Source organism: Rhizobium sp. LEGMi-198b, assembly GCF_054114205.1.
This window is the reverse complement of sequence record NZ_JBSYVH010000004.1, coordinates 452,510-466,207: the sequence shown is the minus strand read 5'-3', so window position 1 is coordinate 466,207 and position 13,698 is coordinate 452,510. Positions and strand designations below refer to the sequence as shown.

General features: G+C 62.3%; 17 protein-coding genes. 7 read left to right on the top strand and 10 right to left on the bottom strand.

Features of this window, described 5'->3' with window-relative positions; all coding sequences use genetic code 11:
- Positions 1-17 precede the first annotated feature (17 nt).
- Positions 18-416 (bottom strand): succinate dehydrogenase, cytochrome b556 subunit, encoded by a 399-nt coding sequence (gene sdhC / locus ACXHXG_RS18740; protein ID WP_104824610.1) that lies wholly within the window; start codon positions 414-416, stop codon positions 18-20.
- A gap of 312 nt (positions 417-728) precedes the next feature.
- On the opposite strand from sdhC, the gene ACXHXG_RS18735 reads away from it, so the two are divergent.
- A complete protein-coding gene (locus ACXHXG_RS18735; RefSeq protein ID WP_457900235.1) occupies positions 729-1,232 on the top strand; it encodes a hypothetical protein in 504 nt (167 codons plus the stop codon).
- A gap of 6 nt (positions 1,233-1,238) precedes the next feature.
- Here the strand turns inward: ACXHXG_RS18735 and ACXHXG_RS18730 are convergent, their stop codons facing one another.
- The 7 genes from ACXHXG_RS18730 to tsaD all read right to left on the bottom strand — a co-directional run bounded on the left by ACXHXG_RS18730 (position 1,239) and on the right by tsaD (position 5,578).
- The gene (locus ACXHXG_RS18730; RefSeq protein ID WP_457900234.1) at positions 1,239-1,889 is read right to left on the bottom strand and encodes a class I SAM-dependent methyltransferase; all 651 of its coding nucleotides are present in this window, start codon (positions 1,887-1,889) and stop codon (positions 1,239-1,241) included.
- Between the two features lie 19 nt (positions 1,890-1,908).
- Positions 1,909-2,340, bottom strand: a complete 432-nt coding sequence (locus tag ACXHXG_RS18725) for an EVE domain-containing protein (RefSeq protein WP_104824612.1) — start codon at positions 2,338-2,340, stop codon at positions 1,909-1,911.
- 2 nt (positions 2,341-2,342) lie between these two features.
- Positions 2,343-2,636, bottom strand: a complete 294-nt coding sequence (locus ACXHXG_RS18720; protein WP_104824613.1) for a YciI-like protein — start codon at positions 2,634-2,636, stop codon at positions 2,343-2,345.
- 67 nt (positions 2,637-2,703) lie between these two features.
- Positions 2,704-3,138: a PIN domain-containing protein gene (locus ACXHXG_RS18715; protein ID WP_104824614.1), complete on the bottom strand. Its 435-nt coding sequence runs from the start codon at positions 3,136-3,138 to the stop codon at positions 2,704-2,706.
- Positions 3,135-3,434 (bottom strand): hypothetical protein, encoded by a 300-nt coding sequence (locus ACXHXG_RS18710; protein ID WP_104824615.1) that lies wholly within the window; start codon positions 3,432-3,434, stop codon positions 3,135-3,137. Before ACXHXG_RS18710 ends, ACXHXG_RS18715 begins: the two co-directional genes overlap by 4 nt.
- A gap of 60 nt (positions 3,435-3,494) precedes the next feature.
- Positions 3,495-4,484 (bottom strand): NAD(P)H-dependent glycerol-3-phosphate dehydrogenase, encoded by a 990-nt coding sequence (locus tag ACXHXG_RS18705; protein ID WP_457900233.1) that lies wholly within the window; start codon positions 4,482-4,484, stop codon positions 3,495-3,497.
- On the bottom strand, positions 4,481-5,578 hold the full coding sequence (tsaD, locus tag ACXHXG_RS18700) for a tRNA (adenosine(37)-N6)-threonylcarbamoyltransferase complex transferase subunit TsaD (RefSeq protein WP_457900232.1): 1,098 nt from the start codon (positions 5,576-5,578) through the stop codon (positions 4,481-4,483). The genes ACXHXG_RS18705 and tsaD overlap by 4 nt, the downstream gene beginning before the upstream one ends.
- Positions 5,579-5,662: 84 nt before the next feature.
- Here tsaD and hemC point away from each other — a divergent pair, with 84 nt between their 5' ends.
- The 6 genes from hemC to ACXHXG_RS18670 all read left to right on the top strand — a co-directional run bounded on the left by hemC (position 5,663) and on the right by ACXHXG_RS18670 (position 11,521).
- Positions 5,663-6,592, top strand: a complete 930-nt coding sequence (gene hemC, locus ACXHXG_RS18695) for a hydroxymethylbilane synthase (protein WP_285168359.1) — start codon at positions 5,663-5,665, stop codon at positions 6,590-6,592.
- 6 nt (positions 6,593-6,598) lie between these two features.
- Positions 6,599-7,330, top strand: coding sequence for a uroporphyrinogen-III synthase (locus tag ACXHXG_RS18690; protein WP_457900231.1), 732 nt, complete (start codon positions 6,599-6,601; stop codon positions 7,328-7,330).
- A gap of 79 nt (positions 7,331-7,409) precedes the next feature.
- The gene (locus ACXHXG_RS18685) at positions 7,410-8,681 is read left to right on the top strand and encodes a COG4223 family protein (RefSeq protein ID WP_283047808.1); all 1,272 of its coding nucleotides are present in this window, start codon (positions 7,410-7,412) and stop codon (positions 8,679-8,681) included.
- A gap of 13 nt (positions 8,682-8,694) precedes the next feature.
- The gene (locus ACXHXG_RS18680; protein ID WP_457900230.1) at positions 8,695-10,299 is read left to right on the top strand and encodes a heme biosynthesis HemY N-terminal domain-containing protein; all 1,605 of its coding nucleotides are present in this window, start codon (positions 8,695-8,697) and stop codon (positions 10,297-10,299) included.
- A 12-nt stretch (positions 10,300-10,311) separates the two neighbouring features.
- Entirely contained in the window at positions 10,312-10,797 is a 486-nt protein-coding gene (locus tag ACXHXG_RS18675) for a tellurite resistance TerB family protein (protein ID WP_104824622.1), read from the top strand.
- A complete protein-coding gene (locus tag ACXHXG_RS18670) occupies positions 10,790-11,521 on the top strand; it encodes a glutamine amidotransferase (RefSeq protein WP_104825246.1) in 732 nt (243 codons plus the stop codon). The genes ACXHXG_RS18675 and ACXHXG_RS18670 overlap by 8 nt, the downstream gene beginning before the upstream one ends.
- Positions 11,522-11,548: 27 nt before the next feature.
- On the opposite strand, the gene ACXHXG_RS18665 is transcribed toward ACXHXG_RS18670, so the two are convergent.
- Together ACXHXG_RS18665 and ACXHXG_RS18660 are read right to left on the bottom strand one after the other, a co-directional pair.
- Positions 11,549-12,649 (bottom strand): FUSC family protein, encoded by a 1,101-nt coding sequence (locus ACXHXG_RS18665; protein WP_457900229.1) that lies wholly within the window; start codon positions 12,647-12,649, stop codon positions 11,549-11,551.
- Positions 12,646-13,659 (bottom strand): HlyD family secretion protein, encoded by a 1,014-nt coding sequence (locus ACXHXG_RS18660; RefSeq protein ID WP_457900228.1) that lies wholly within the window; start codon positions 13,657-13,659, stop codon positions 12,646-12,648. Before ACXHXG_RS18660 ends, ACXHXG_RS18665 begins: the two co-directional genes overlap by 4 nt.
- Between the last annotated feature and the right edge of the window lie 39 nt (positions 13,660-13,698).

Sequence of the window (13,698 nt, the reverse complement as noted above, 5' to 3'; positions counted from 1 at the left end):
GAGAACAATCATGCCAATCAAATCAGCCGGATGATAATGCCGATGATCCAGACCAGCGCGGTAAGACAGAGCGAGCCGACGAGCGTCGCCTTGGCCATCCTGGTCGAGACAGCGGGGTCGTAGCCGTATCCGAGATCCCAGACGAAATGGCGGAAACCGCCGAGCATGTGGTGCAGCAGCGCCCAGGTATAACCGAGCAGGACGAGCCGGCCGATGATCGAGCCCATGATCCAGTTGACCAGATCGAAATAGCCCTGGCCGGTCGCCGCCGCGATCAGCCACCAGGCGACCAGCAGCGTGCCGAAATAAAGCGCGCCGCCGGTGATGCGGTGGACGATCGACATGACCATGGTGGGAATAAGTTTGTAGACTTGCAGATGCGGCGACAGGGGCCGGTTTTGTGTGACGTTCGCCATCAGAACCTCGCGGCGTTACGATACGCTTCTATCCCGGAATATCTCCGGGGCAACACACGCCTGGGGGAAGTCCTGTGTGCGTTGCATCAATTGCGACCATTAATCACGGAAAGGCACGTCGACAAGCACAATTGCTGTCTGCCCTGAATTTAATCGATTCGGATCAGCCGACACTTTTAGCGAGTGCGCAGAAACGACATTCTCCGATTGGCCATTCCACACGATTTTCCCGCCAACCGAGTAGACTTGGCGTCGCTCTTGCGGCACTCTGTTCTTCATATTTTATTAAGCATTTGGAGAGCGAGGCAACCTATGGGACAGCATCTTTTCAAGGCAGCAACGCTCGTCTTAGCGGCAGCCGCCGCCCTGTCGTCCATGTCGGCCTCCGCAGGCGACTATCATGATGGGTACCGCCCGTTCCAGCATCATGGGCCATTTCCGCTGCACCCCCCACGCGTCGGTGCCTATGCCACGGAGGTCGCCTTTTCGACCGGCTATCGCCATGGATATCGGCCGTTCCATCATCGCGGCCCGGTTCGGTTGCAACAAATCTCCTGGCCGCAGCACTACACGCAGCCGCAACCGACCAGAATCATCCTCATGGATCGGCAATATGCCGCTGACATCGGCACCTATGCGGGCACGGCCGATATGTATCAGGCCGACGATGGGACTTATATTGTCGGCTATGGCGGCGGCTATGATCAATATCAGGGCGAACCGGCTGCATTGAAGCCGAGAGCCAAGATCATCAACGTCAAACGTGCCGGCAATGCCTGCTCCTACGAGGCCGGCGTCTGTGTGATTCGCCCTTGACGGTCGTTAGCCGGCTAGAAATCGCCAGACCGTGGTCTTCTTGACCTCGCTATCCTCCAGCGCCCGCGTCACCGGCACCTGATAGGTCGCCTGAAGCTCCAGACGATCCTTGGGCAGGTAGGCCCTGCCCGGATCGCCGACCAGCACAAGGCGATCCTCTCCCGCGAGCTGCCGGAACCAGGGAATCAGCCGATCGGCGAAATCGCGATCGTAAAAGACATCGCCGGCAAGAATGACGTCGGCATCCGTCGCCCGGCCAATGAGATTGTCGCCGGTAAAGTCGAGCGCCACCCCGTTTTCCGCGGCATTCAGCCTTACCGCGGTTTCCGCCCAGGGATCGATATCGGCGGCGAGCACATGGCTTGCGCCCGCGAGCTTCGCCGCAATCGCGACGAGGCCCGAGCCGCTGGCGAAATCCAGCACCCGTTTTCCGGCGACCATGTCGGGATGATCGAGCACATAGCGCGCAAGCCCCTGCCCGCCCGCCCAGGCAAAAGCCCAGAAGGGCGGCGGCAGGCCGATCTCCTCGAGTTCTTCCTCCGTCTTCAGCCAGAGATCATGGGCCTCGCTTGCCAGATGCAGCCGGATTTCCGGCACATGCGGCGGCGCCATGAGACTGGTATTCGCACGGATGAAACTCTCCGGATCGGTCTTCAAAGCGTCCTCGAATTACGGGTCAGACGGGCGGATTGTCGAGTTCGCCCATGCGGCAGACTTCGAGATATTCCTCATCGGTCACCGGCTGCACGGAAAGCCGCATCGAGGTGACGAGCGACATCTGCGAGAGCTTCGGATTGGCTTTGATATCCTTTAGCGACACCGGTTTCGGCATGTCGCACACGGCGCGGATATCCACGCAATCCCAGCGCGGATCGTCCTTGGCGGTCGAATCGGGATGCGACAGCGCGCAAACCTCGACAATGCCGACGATCTCCAGCCCTTCGTTGGAATGATAGAAGAAGCCCTTGTCGCCGATCTGCATCGCCCGCATGTTGTTGCGGGCGAGATAGTTGCGCACTCCGGTCCATTCCGTGCCCTTCTCGCCAGCCTTCTTCTGTGCCTCCCAGGACCAGGAGGACGGCTCGGATTTATACAGCCAGTGCGCCATGTTCATACCTCCGGATTGTTGAAGACCCAGTTGAACGGCTTGATCTCTACGCTCTCGAACAGGCCAGCCTTGGTGTAGGGATCGGCATCGGCGATCGCCTTCGCCGCCTCGATCGTTTCGGCACTGACGACAACCAGGCTCCCATTCGGCTTGCCTTCGGCATCGAGGAAGGGACCCGCCATCTTCAGCGTACCCTCGGCATTGAGCTTGTTCAAATGCTCGAGATGCGCAGGGCGCGTGTCCATGCGGACATTCAAATGACCGGGCTTGTCCTTGCAGACAAAGGCAAACAGCATTGTTTCATTCTCCTATGGAAATCAGCAGATCATCAGGGGTGATGGATAAAGTCTCATCCACCGAAGGTCATCTTGTTTCTGCGCGAAGCGGATTGATAATATCGAGGCCCCAGAAATCGGCCTCATTGTGCGTGACGATGATGCATTCATTCGCGATTGCGACGGAAGCGATCAACATATCCAGCGGGTCACGCTGCCGCCCCGCTGCTCGCCCCTCCGCCATGAGTTGCGCCCATACCAAGGCCGCGTTCTCATCGAAGGAAAGAATACGTCCGGCGAAATACGCCAGTGGTCCTTGTGCACCGAGAAACCAGGTTTCGAGGTCATCGCGCATACGCCCCGCCGGCATGATCAGGATGCCGCGCTGAATCTCGGCGATCGTGGAGGCTGCGATGAAGAGATCATCGTCTATTTGGGCTTGAAGCCATCTGGCAAGATCAGGTGACGGCTCTGGTTTGATCGTGTTGCTGATAATATTGGTATCGAGCAAATAACGGGTCAAAGATCGATCTCGCGCACTTTGCCACGAACTCGTTCAAGATCGATATCCGCGCCGACGAGGGGCGAACTACGCAGCCAGGCATAAACGCCACCTTTCTTCGGCGGCTCGCCGGAGAGCGTCTGGTTCAGGACATTACGGATATATGCCGCTTCGGTCCCTCCTTCCGCCAGACGCCGCGCCACAGAACGAATGAGCGCCCGATCACTATCAAGGCCCAGCACTTCGAAACGAGCCAGGCCGCGCTCCTCGATACGTGAGCGGTAATTTTGAATTGCACGCTTCTGTGAACTGCCCATTCTGGCCTCCGCGATATTACCGGTAATATATCCAGTAATCGCGGTGCATTCAAGTTCAAGTCATTCCGTCGTAATCGGCCGGGTCATCAATTGCCCAATGGCGGTCGCTATGTCGAGCTTGCCATCGATGATGGCCGAGACCGCTTCGGTGATCGGCATGTCGACGCCCAGCCCAAGCGCCAGACGCGCCGCGATCGAGGCGGCATAAGCGCCTTCGACGAGGTCGCCATGCGATGGATCCGCCGCCTCGCCGCGGCCGAGCGCGATGCCGAAACGCAGATTGCGGGATTGGTGGCTGGTCGCGGTCAGCACGAGGTCGCCGAGGCCGGAGAGACCGCGCACCGTTTCCGCCTTGCCGCCCTTGGCGACGACGAAGCGCGACATTTCCGCAAGGCCGCGGCTGATCAGTGCCGCGCGCGCAGAATCGCCGATGCCGCGCCCTTCGACAATGCCGCAGGCAATCGCCAATACATTCTTTAGCGCGCCGCCAAGCTGCACACCGACGCGATCGTCGGAGGCATAGAGACGGAATGTCGGCCCTGAAATCGCTTGCGCCAGCCGTTCGGCCACCGCCATATCGCCGGCGGCGATCGCCATAGCCGTCGGCAGGCCCTTGGCAATGTCGGTCGCAAAGCCCGGACCGGAGAGAACCGCAATGGTGTGATGCGGCAATTCCCGCTCCAGCATGTCGGTCAGGAGATCGCCGGAGACCTTGTCGATGCCCTTGGCGCAGGTGACGACGACGGCATCTTCCGCCAGGTAAGGCCCGTAATGGCGCGCCGCATCCGCCTGCGCCTGCGACGGCATGGCGAAAAGCACGATGCCGGCGTCCGAAATCGCGTCCGGCTCGGCCGAAAATTGCAGCGAATCCGGCAATTCTATGCCCGGCAGAGCCGTATCATGCAGACGATCATCCCTGAGATCGGCCATCAGAGCCGCCTTGCGCCCGACCAGCGTCACCTGGCTCTTGCCGGTCAAGGCGATGACGGCGGCGAGCGCCGTGCCGAAGGCGCCGGCGCCAACCACTGCGATGCGTTCACTATCGCTCATGCCTTCGCTCCTCGTTTGCCATGCCCCAAGAGAGTTTCCGCCTTCTGATCGAGCGGCCAGCGCGAGCGCGGCTGCACATCGAGGCCGTCGGGTGCCGCACCTGTCGCCATGCGCTCCAGCCCCGCCCAGGCGATCATCACCGCATTGTCGGTGCAGAGGTGCAGTGGCGGCGCGATGAAGCGGAAACCGTTGAGATCGCAAAGCTCCTGCAGCGTGCGGCGCAGCTCGAGATTGGCGGCGACACCGCCGGCGACGACCAGCGCCGGCTTGTCCGCCCTCTTTGGAAACTCCTTTTTGAAGCGCTGCAAGCCACGCCCGATCCGGTCCTTCAAGGTGCGCGAAATCGCCTTCTGGAAGGAGGCGCAGATATCGGCGATATCCTGCTCGCTCACCGGCGCGATCGCCGTCGCTGCCTGTCGCACCGCAGTCTTGAGGCCGGAAAAGGAAAAGTCCAGCCGCGTCTCGCCGACCAGCGGCCGAGGGAAGTCGAATCGATCCGCGTCGCCGTTTCGCGCAGCCGCTTCGACCGCCGGGCCGCCGGGATAGGGAAGACCGAGCAGCTTCGCCGTCTTGTCGAAGGCTTCGCCCAGCGCATCGTCGATGGTCGTGCCCCAGCGCTCATAGTCGCCGACGCCGCGCACCAAAATCAGTTGCGTGTGGCCGCCGGAGACGAGCAACATGAGATAGGGAAAGGTGAGGCCATCCGTCAGCCTTGCCGTCAACGCATGGCCCTCTAAATGATTGATGGCGTAGAGCGGCTTGCCGGTCGCCCTCGAAATCGCCTTGCCGGTCATTAGCCCGACCAACAGGCCGCCGATCAGACCGGGGCCGGATGTGGCCGCGATGGCGTCGACATCGGACAGCGACACATTGGCGCGCTTCAGGGCCTCGTCGATCAACGTATCCAGCGCCTCGACATGGGCCCGCGCGGCAATTTCCGGCACGACGCCGCCATAGGCGCTATGCTCGTCCAACTGGCTCAAAACCACGTCGGAGGCAATCGTGGCCGTGCCATCTTCCCGGCGCTCGACAATGGCCGCGGCGGTTTCGTCGCAGCTTGTTTCGATGCCGAGAATGCGAAGAAAGGACGCCATGGAAGCTGTTCGTTGCCTGTTGGTCGATTGCGATGAAGCGGAAATATGGTTACGGGAACTGTCGGTAACAACGGATCAAAGCGGATGCAAACAAAACCTTTCCGGATTGGCACGCGCGGCAGCCCGCTGGCGCTGGCGCAGGCACACGAGGCCCGCCACCGCCTGATGGCGGCGCATGGCTTGCCGGAGGAGATGTTCGAGATCGTCGTTCTGAGCACCAAGGGCGACCGCATTACCGACCGTTCGCTGGCGCTGATCGGCGGCAAAGGCCTGTTCACGGAAGAGCTGGAACAGAAACTGACCAAAGGCGAGCTCGACTTTGCCGTACACTCGGCAAAGGACATGGCGACAAAGCTGCCGGAAGGGCTGGCGCTATCGGCCTATCTGCCGCGCGAGGATATCCGCGATTCCTTTATCGGCCGCACCGCGCCGAAGCTGATCGACCTGCCGCATGGCGCAACCGTCGGCTCCGCCTCGCTGCGCCGCCAGGCGCTGATCCGGCGCCTGCGCCCAGATATCAACGTCATAACCTTTCGCGGCGCCGTCGAAACGCGTCTGCGCAAGCTGGAGGAAGGCCAAGCGGACGCGACATTGTTGGCTCTCGCCGGCCTGAAACGGCTCGGCAAGGTGAATGTGATCACTGACATTCTCGACCCAGATGAATTCCCGCCGGCGCCAGCGCAAGGTGCGATCTGCATCGAAAGCCGCGTCAGCGACGACAGGACGAACGACCTGCTCGCCGCCATCAACGACGCACCGACCTTTGACACCGTTTCCTGCGAACGCGGCTTCCTGGCGGCACTGGACGGCTCCTGCCGCACGCCGATCGCCGGCTATGCCGTCTGCGAGGGCGACCATATCAGGTTCTTCGGCATGATCCTGACGCCCGATGGCCAGCAAGTGCACACCACCACCATCGAAGGTCATCGCCGGGACGCCGAGGCGCTCGGCACCAATGCCGGCCAGGCGATCCGCACTGAAGCCGGCAGCACCTTCTTCGAAGACTGGACCTGATATCCGATGCGTGTCGTCGTCACCCGTCCGGAGCATTCGGGTGAACGCACCGCCCGACGGCTTGCGGAGATGGGGCATGAGGCGATCCTCTTGCCGCTGACAAAGCCCGTGCATGATGCCGAGGCGGCTCTAAAGGGGCTTGAGGAAACAAGCGGCGCCATCGCCGTCACCAGCGCCGAAATCATACGTGTCTTGGAACATGTGAAGCCGTCATTGCGGTCGATTATCCATCGGCCGCTTTTTGCGGTCGGCAACGCGACCGCGCAGGCTGCCCGGGAGATCGGCTTCAAGAGTGCCGTGGGCGTGGGCGGCGGCAACGGAGCCCAGCTAGCGGAGCTGATCAGCCAGCAAAGCGCCGAATTCGGAGATTTGCCACTGCTCTATCTGGCAGGCTCCCCGCGCGCAGCCGGCTTCGAAGCGCGGTTGGCGCAGCTCGGGATCGCGTTCCGAACGGTCGAATGCTACCGCATGGAGGACGTCATGCCCGACATCGGCACGCTGGCCCGCGTCCTTGTCGATACTCCCGCGGATGCGATCCTCTTCTATTCCCGCGAGACCGCCCGCCGCTTTTTCGCCCTGCCTTTTCTGCGCGTGCACTCTGACACCCTCGCTCAAACGCGAATGCTCTGTCTCAGCGGAGCAGTTGCCGAGGTGGTGCCGGCGGCGCTGCAATCACTTGTGGAAATCGCCGCCGTGCCGGACGAAGACAGCCTTCTGGCGCTTCTGGCAGCGAAGTGAGGTCGCAATTTTGATCTAACCTCTTTCCATAATCGATCTGTCTGTCTACTTTCGCTGCAGCGCATGAAAAGAGGACCTCATGGTATCGGGAAATCCGCCAAACCATTCGAAGCCCAACGACGAGCCGATCACGATCGATCTGGAAGCTGAGGAAACCGCTCGAACCGCGGTTTCCGAGGAGATGACGGAGCGCAATCACAGCGACCCCGGCAGTTCGTCCGCCAATGAGGTGGAAATACCGCCGGAAATGGAAAAGGAACCGGTGGCGGAAGAGGCCGACGAACCGGTCGCGGAGCCTGCGGCAGAAGATCCTAAAGCCGCAACCGCGGGGGAACCGGAACCTCCTCGCTCCGATGCCGAGCAACCTTCTGCGCCCCAGCGGCAGCAAGGGGCAACGTCTGGCCTGATCGCCGCGGGCATCGTCGGCGGGCTGATCTCCCTCATCTGCGTCGGCGCCATCCAATATGCCGGCCTCCTGCCCGGCGGCCGGCCGGCAAAAGACCATTCCGCCGATATTGCCGCGCTCACAGACGAAATCGACGGGCTGAAGCAGACCGTGTCCAATCTCGCTGCCAACCCCGCAGCAACATCGGACACCACCCTTGCAGCCCGCGTCGCAGCCCTTGAGACAACCGCCGCCAACAATACGGCCGCAAGCGGATCGTCCGGTACAAGCAGCGGCGATGCGGACCAGAAGATCGCAGCGCTCAGCGCCGAAGTGGATCAATTGAAGGCGAGCCTTGCTCAGGCGACGCAAAGTCAGGCCTCATCCGACGCCGATGTCAGCAAACGCCTTGACGACGCTGAAAAGAAGCTGAACGCGCCGAGCCAGGAAAGCGCTGTCGCCCGCGCCATTGCGGCTGCGGCCCTGAAGGCGGCGATCGATCGTGGCGGTCCCTTTCAGCCTGAACTCGATACCTACGCCAATGTCGCACCTGATGACCCTGCGGTTGCCGATCTGAAGGCGTTCGCCCAGACGGGCATTCCCTCGCGCGCCGATCTCATTCGCCGTGTCTCCGATGTTGCGACGGCGATCGTCAGTTCGACGCAGCAGGACGATCCGAACCAGAGCTGGAGCGACCGGCTGCTGAGCAGCGCCAAATCCCTGGTGCAGGTGCGCCCGGTCGGCAACGTCACCGGCGATAGCGTCGAGGCCATTACCGCCCGCTTCGAGGACAAGGTGAAGAACGGCGATCTGCCCGGAGCGATCACCGAATGGAACAGCCTGCCGGACGCCGCCAAATCGGCCTCCGCCGCCTTCAAGCAATCATTGGAAGCTCGCATCCGGGTCGAAGACCTAGTCAGCGACGCGCTGTCGAAGGCGATCGCCGACACTGGAAAACAAAGCTGAGGCGGGGAAGAGAATGATCAGACTGCTTATTTTCGCCGTTCTCGTCCTGCTGCTTGGCTATGGCTTTTCCTGGCTGGCGGATCGCCCCGGCGATCTTTCCCTGGTCTGGGGTGGCGAACTCTATCAGACCAAGCTCATCGTCGCTGCCGGCATCCTGATTGCGCTGATCGCCGCCGTCATGGTGGTCTGGTGGTTTATCCGCCTCATCTGGACCTCGCCGCATTCCGTCACCCGCTATTTTCGCGCCCGCAAGCGCGACCGCGGCTATCAGGCCTTGTCCACGGGGCTGATCGCCGCCGGTGCCGGCAACGCGCTGCTTGCCCGCAAGATGGCGGCGCGCACCCGCGGTCTGATCCGCGCCGACCAGGAGCCGCTGATCAACCTGCTGGAAGCACAGGCCGCGCTGATCGAAGGCAAGCATGACGAGGCCCGCCAAAAATTCGAGCTGATGGCCAACGACCCGGAAACCCGCGAACTGGGTCTGCGCGGCCTTTATCTCGAAGCCAAACGGCTTGGCGCACACGAGGCGGCGCGGCACTATGCCGAAAAGGCTGCCGACCAGGCGCCCTATCTGCCATGGGCCGCGCAGGCGACGCTGGAATACCGCAGCCAGGCAGGCCATTGGGACGACGCCATCAAGCTTCTCGACCAGCAGAAGATCGCCCGCGTCATCGATAAGGATACCGCCAACCGCCAGCGCGCCGTATTGCTGACCGCGCGCGCCAATGAAAAGCTCGAAGGCGATCCGTCCGGCGCCCGGGACGATGCGCTGGCTGCATTGAAGCTGTCCCCCGATTTCGTGCCGGCCGCGCTGACAGCCGCCAAGGCGTTGTTTCGCGAAGACAAGGTGCGCAAGGCCGCTTCCATTCTCGAACAGGTGTGGAAGGCAGAGCCGCATCCGGAGATCGGCAGGGCCTATGTCCGCGCCCGCAGCGGCGATTCCGTCTCCGATCGCCTGAAGCGTGCCGAACGGCTGGAAGCGATGCGCCCGAACAATGTCGAAGCGCTGCTGATCACGGCAAAGGCGGCACTCGACGCCCGCGACTTCGCCAAAGCCCGCTCCAAGGCGGAAGCCGCGGCTCGCATCGATGCCCGCGAAGGCGCCTTCCTGCTGCTGGCCGATATAGAAGAGGCCGAGACTGGAGACCAGGGGCGCATCCGCCATTGGATGGCGCAGGCATTGCGCGCGCCGCGCGATCCGGCCTGGCTCGCCGATGGTTTCGTCTCCGACAAATGGCTGCCGCTGTCGCCGATCACCGGCCGCCTCGACGCCTTCGAATGGAAGGCACCCTTCGGCCAACTCGAAGGGCCGGTGGAAGAGGGCACGACCGTCTCGGTCGATGCCGCGCTGAGGTCGCTGCCGCCGGTGCGCGAGACCGCTCCGCCCGCAACTGCTGCGACAAAACCCGCTTCACCAACAGTTGCTTCGCCGGCTGCCGGCACCTCTGTTATAGAATTGGAGCCGATCGCAAAAAAGCCGGCGCCCGTACCCGCCGCCAAAACCGAGCCGGCGAAGGAGCCGGAACCAAAGCCCTTCTTCGGCGGCGCGCCGGACGATCCGGGCGTAAAAGATCTCAAGCTTGAACCGGAACCCAAGACACGGCTGAAGCTCTTCTAAGAATGGAATCGAATGTTCGAACGCTTTCAGGAATTCTTTCAGAATCTGACCAAGGAACACCCTAAATCCGGCTTTGCTCCCGACGATCCGCGTATCGCGGTTGCGGCGCTCTGTTTCCAGGTGATGGAAGCGGACGGCAAGATCGAGGAAAGCGAGAAGAAGCGGCTTCGCAAGCTGCTGAAGAGCCAATACGGTCTCGATGGCCGTCAGCTCGACGCCCTGATCGCCGCAGGCCAGGAGGCCGAGAGTGAGGCGGTCGATTATTATCGCTTCACCTCCGATCTGAAGCGCCATCTCAACAGCGAACAGCGCCTCGAGCTTCTCGGCATCCTCTGGGATATCGTCTATGCCGATGGCGAACGCAGCGAGATGGAGGATCATGCGATCTGGCGCATTGCCGACCTCATGGGCATCTCCGACCGTGACCGCGTTGTCAAACGCCAGGAGGCAGCCGCCCGCGCCCCGGGTCACAGAAGGGAAAGTGCGGATGATGATTGAGGCGCCGCAGGGCGGTGGACATCGCCCTGTATTGATCATCCTGCACCAGGAACGCTCCAGCTCCGGCCGTGTCGGCCAGATGCTCTTGGACAAGGGTTACGATCTCGACATCCGCCGGCCGGTACTCGGTGACCGATTGCCGCCAACACTGGAGGGGCATGCCGGCGCAGTGGTCTTCGGCGGGCCGATGAGCGCCAATGATCCCGACGATTTCGTCAAGACTGAGATCAACTGGCTCGACGTGCCGCTGAAGGAAAATCGCCCCTATCTCGGCATCTGCCTCGGCGCACAGATGCTCGCCCGCCACCTCGGCGCCAAGGTGAAGGCCCGCGACGACGGCAAGACCGAAATCGGCTGGTATCCGCTGCAGCCGACGGAAAAGGGCCGGCTTTTGATGCGCCACTGGCCGCAAATGGTCTATCACTTTCACCGTGAAGGTTTCGACTTGCCGCATGGCGCCGATCTTCTGGCGACCGGCGAGACCTACCCTAACCAGGCCTATCGCTATGGCGCCAATGCCTGGGGCCTGCAATTCCACGCGGAACTCACCCGCGCCATGATGCAGCGCTGGGTCGTGCATGGCGAGCATCGCTTTTGCATGCCGAACGCCCAACAGGGTCGCGAGCATCTGGAGGGTCGCATGATCTTTGACCCCCCGCTCAGAGCCTGGCTGTCCGATTTCCTCGATCTCATTTTCGAGGGCAAGCAGGCGATGGCGGCTTGATCGGCTCACGATCATATCCCCCAAGCGTCACCCCTGCTTTTCTTCCCTCACGGATTGGGCGCCGATCGGCGGACCGAGCAACAGGTTGATAAGCACCAACAGTCCTATGGCCCCCATCATGCCGGCGATGCGATTCATGGCCGGCAGCAGACTGTCCGCGGGGCCGGTATCCTGCACGAGCGTCAGGATCAATGCGATGGCCGCCTGCGAACCGACGCCGGCGATGCCGTGTTGCCCGTTCTGAATCTGCATGGCAAGCCAGGTGCCTGCCATCAGCAGCAGAAGCCAGGGCACGAAGGATTGGCTGATCGGCAAGAATAGCACCATCGTGCCAAAACAGCCGCCCAGGATGCATCCGGCCACCCGTTGCAACATGCGCTGAGCAATCGCCGATTGGTCCTCCTCCGAGACCCCGGTGAGCGTGGGAACAGCCATGACCGCACCGATCGAAATCGCCATCTGGCTGAGGTTGGGCAATTCCAACTGCCGCCAGACCAGCGGCACGGCGGCAACCGCCATGCCCGTTCGCATGGCATGTGACAATACATGCCAGTTTCCACCCAGCAGACTATGCCAGCCGGGCGGTGGCGCCACGACCTCGCCTTCCGCAGGTGCCAGCAGCCATGTCACCAGCAAGGCCGTGGCGGTGCCGAGCACGATCTCGATGGCACGATAGAAGGCAATGGAAAGCGCCAGTGTCGGATCGTCCAACGAGCCGAGCGTGACTATCATCGCCGTGATCCCGCCAAGGAGCCAAGCATAGCCGTGGGGGCTCAGCAACGCACCAAGGATGGCAAGCGTGCCGGTGGCGAAAAGAAGCAGCACCGTCGCCACGGGATCATAGACGGCCCAAGGCACAAGGGCGAAGCTCAACACCGCGCCGACCAGCGTTCCCACGATCCTCAGCCCGCCCCTCTGCCACGATTGCGGATGGCTCGCCTGCACGCATATGAAGGCGCTGATGGCGGCCCACCAGGGATTGTTGAGCCTCAGGAGCAGAGCGAAAACGAGCGCGAGCCCGACCGCCAGCGCGGCGATATTGGCTTGCAGCGAGCGTGGACCGGAAAGGCTCAGCTCCGCCAGCTCGCCGCGGATCGCATGGACGAGCTCTGCAAGAGCCCGCCTCATGGGAAGATCAGCGTGCTGGCATCCGATCCCATATAAAGGGTCAGGTCGGATGGAGGATCGACCAGCTTGAATGTTACCGGGAAGCGGCGCCTCAGCCTGATCCAATCGGTGGTGGGAGCGACATAAGGCAATATCCCATCCTCATCGGGACCTCTGCTGATGCCGCGCGAGACACCCTCGATGCGAGCACGATAGAGGCGCCACGGATGCGTGTCGAGCCACACCCATGCTGCTTTGCCGGGCTCAAGCTTCCTGATGTAGTTCTCCTTGTAGTTGGCGACGATGCGCCAGCCCGCCGCATCGACAATCCCGACCAGCGCCTTTCCGGCCGAGGCCGTATCGCCCACGCTCAGGGAGAGATTGTTGACCGTGCCATCGACGGGCGCGCGGATCTCGGCCTGGCTGAGCTGCCATTCCGCCAAGGCCAGCGCGGCCTGCGCCTGCGCGACGACGGCATCCTGGCTGGCGACAGACCGGGATGCCTTGTCGACCGCCTCACGCGCCGCCGCCTGTTCCGTGGCCGCCCGCTGTTGCGCGGCCCCCCTATCGGCGGCAGTCAAGGCCACCTGCTTCTGATCATTGCCGGCCTGTTGTAATGCAGTCGTCGCCGCCGTCAGCCGATCCTGAGCGGCCTTCCGCTCATCATCGGCAAGCTTGTGGTTCGCAGCCGCTTCCTGAACCGCTGCCTTGCGTTGATCGACGACGAGTTGGAACGGCAGCTTGTCGATGACAGCCAAAAGATCGCCGCGCCGTACCTCCCGGTCGTTGGCAATATCGACGCTCACGATGACGCCCGTCACCTGCGGCGCAACCGTCACGAAATTCGTGGTGACATAGGCATCATCGGTATAGGCGACGAATGACGTCAAAACCTGCCAAACCGCCCAAAGCGCCAGCAGGCTGGCTATGCCCACGACAAGCCGAAACGCACGCCGGCGCTCGGTTGGCACATCCGGCGGCGGCGCAGATGGCTCCGGTTCGATCGGTCCGTTGCTCGTCGTGTTGCTCATGGCGACAACATGCGCGCGGAGTTGCCAGCATGACAAGAA

Coding starts and splice junctions, on each gene's coding strand:
- ACXHXG_RS18705 (WP_457900233.1), bottom strand. CDS start 4,484: ATGAGCGATAGTGAACGCATCGCAGTGGTTGGCGCCGGCGCCTTCGGC.
- ACXHXG_RS18675 (WP_104824622.1), top strand. CDS start 10,312: ATGTTCGAACGCTTTCAGGAATTCTTTCAGAATCTGACCAAGGAACAC.
- ACXHXG_RS18680 (WP_457900230.1), top strand. CDS start 8,695: ATGATCAGACTGCTTATTTTCGCCGTTCTCGTCCTGCTGCTTGGCTAT.
- sdhC (WP_104824610.1), bottom strand. CDS start 416: ATGGCGAACGTCACACAAAACCGGCCCCTGTCGCCGCATCTGCAAGTC.
- ACXHXG_RS18720 (WP_104824613.1), bottom strand. CDS start 2,636: ATGCTGTTTGCCTTTGTCTGCAAGGACAAGCCCGGTCATTTGAATGTC.
- ACXHXG_RS18670 (WP_104825246.1), top strand. CDS start 10,790: ATGATTGAGGCGCCGCAGGGCGGTGGACATCGCCCTGTATTGATCATC.
- ACXHXG_RS18690 (WP_457900231.1), top strand. CDS start 6,599: ATGCGTGTCGTCGTCACCCGTCCGGAGCATTCGGGTGAACGCACCGCC.
- hemC (WP_285168359.1), top strand. CDS start 5,663: ATGCAAACAAAACCTTTCCGGATTGGCACGCGCGGCAGCCCGCTGGCG.
- ACXHXG_RS18710 (WP_104824615.1), bottom strand. CDS start 3,434: ATGGGCAGTTCACAGAAGCGTGCAATTCAAAATTACCGCTCACGTATC.
- ACXHXG_RS18735 (WP_457900235.1), top strand. CDS start 729: ATGGGACAGCATCTTTTCAAGGCAGCAACGCTCGTCTTAGCGGCAGCC.
- ACXHXG_RS18665 (WP_457900229.1), bottom strand. CDS start 12,649: ATGAGGCGGGCTCTTGCAGAGCTCGTCCATGCGATCCGCGGCGAGCTG.
- ACXHXG_RS18660 (WP_457900228.1), bottom strand. CDS start 13,659: ATGAGCAACACGACGAGCAACGGACCGATCGAACCGGAGCCATCTGCG.
- ACXHXG_RS18685 (WP_283047808.1), top strand. CDS start 7,410: ATGGTATCGGGAAATCCGCCAAACCATTCGAAGCCCAACGACGAGCCG.
- tsaD (WP_457900232.1), bottom strand. CDS start 5,578: ATGGCGTCCTTTCTTCGCATTCTCGGCATCGAAACAAGCTGCGACGAA.
- ACXHXG_RS18725 (WP_104824612.1), bottom strand. CDS start 2,340: ATGGCGCACTGGCTGTATAAATCCGAGCCGTCCTCCTGGTCCTGGGAG.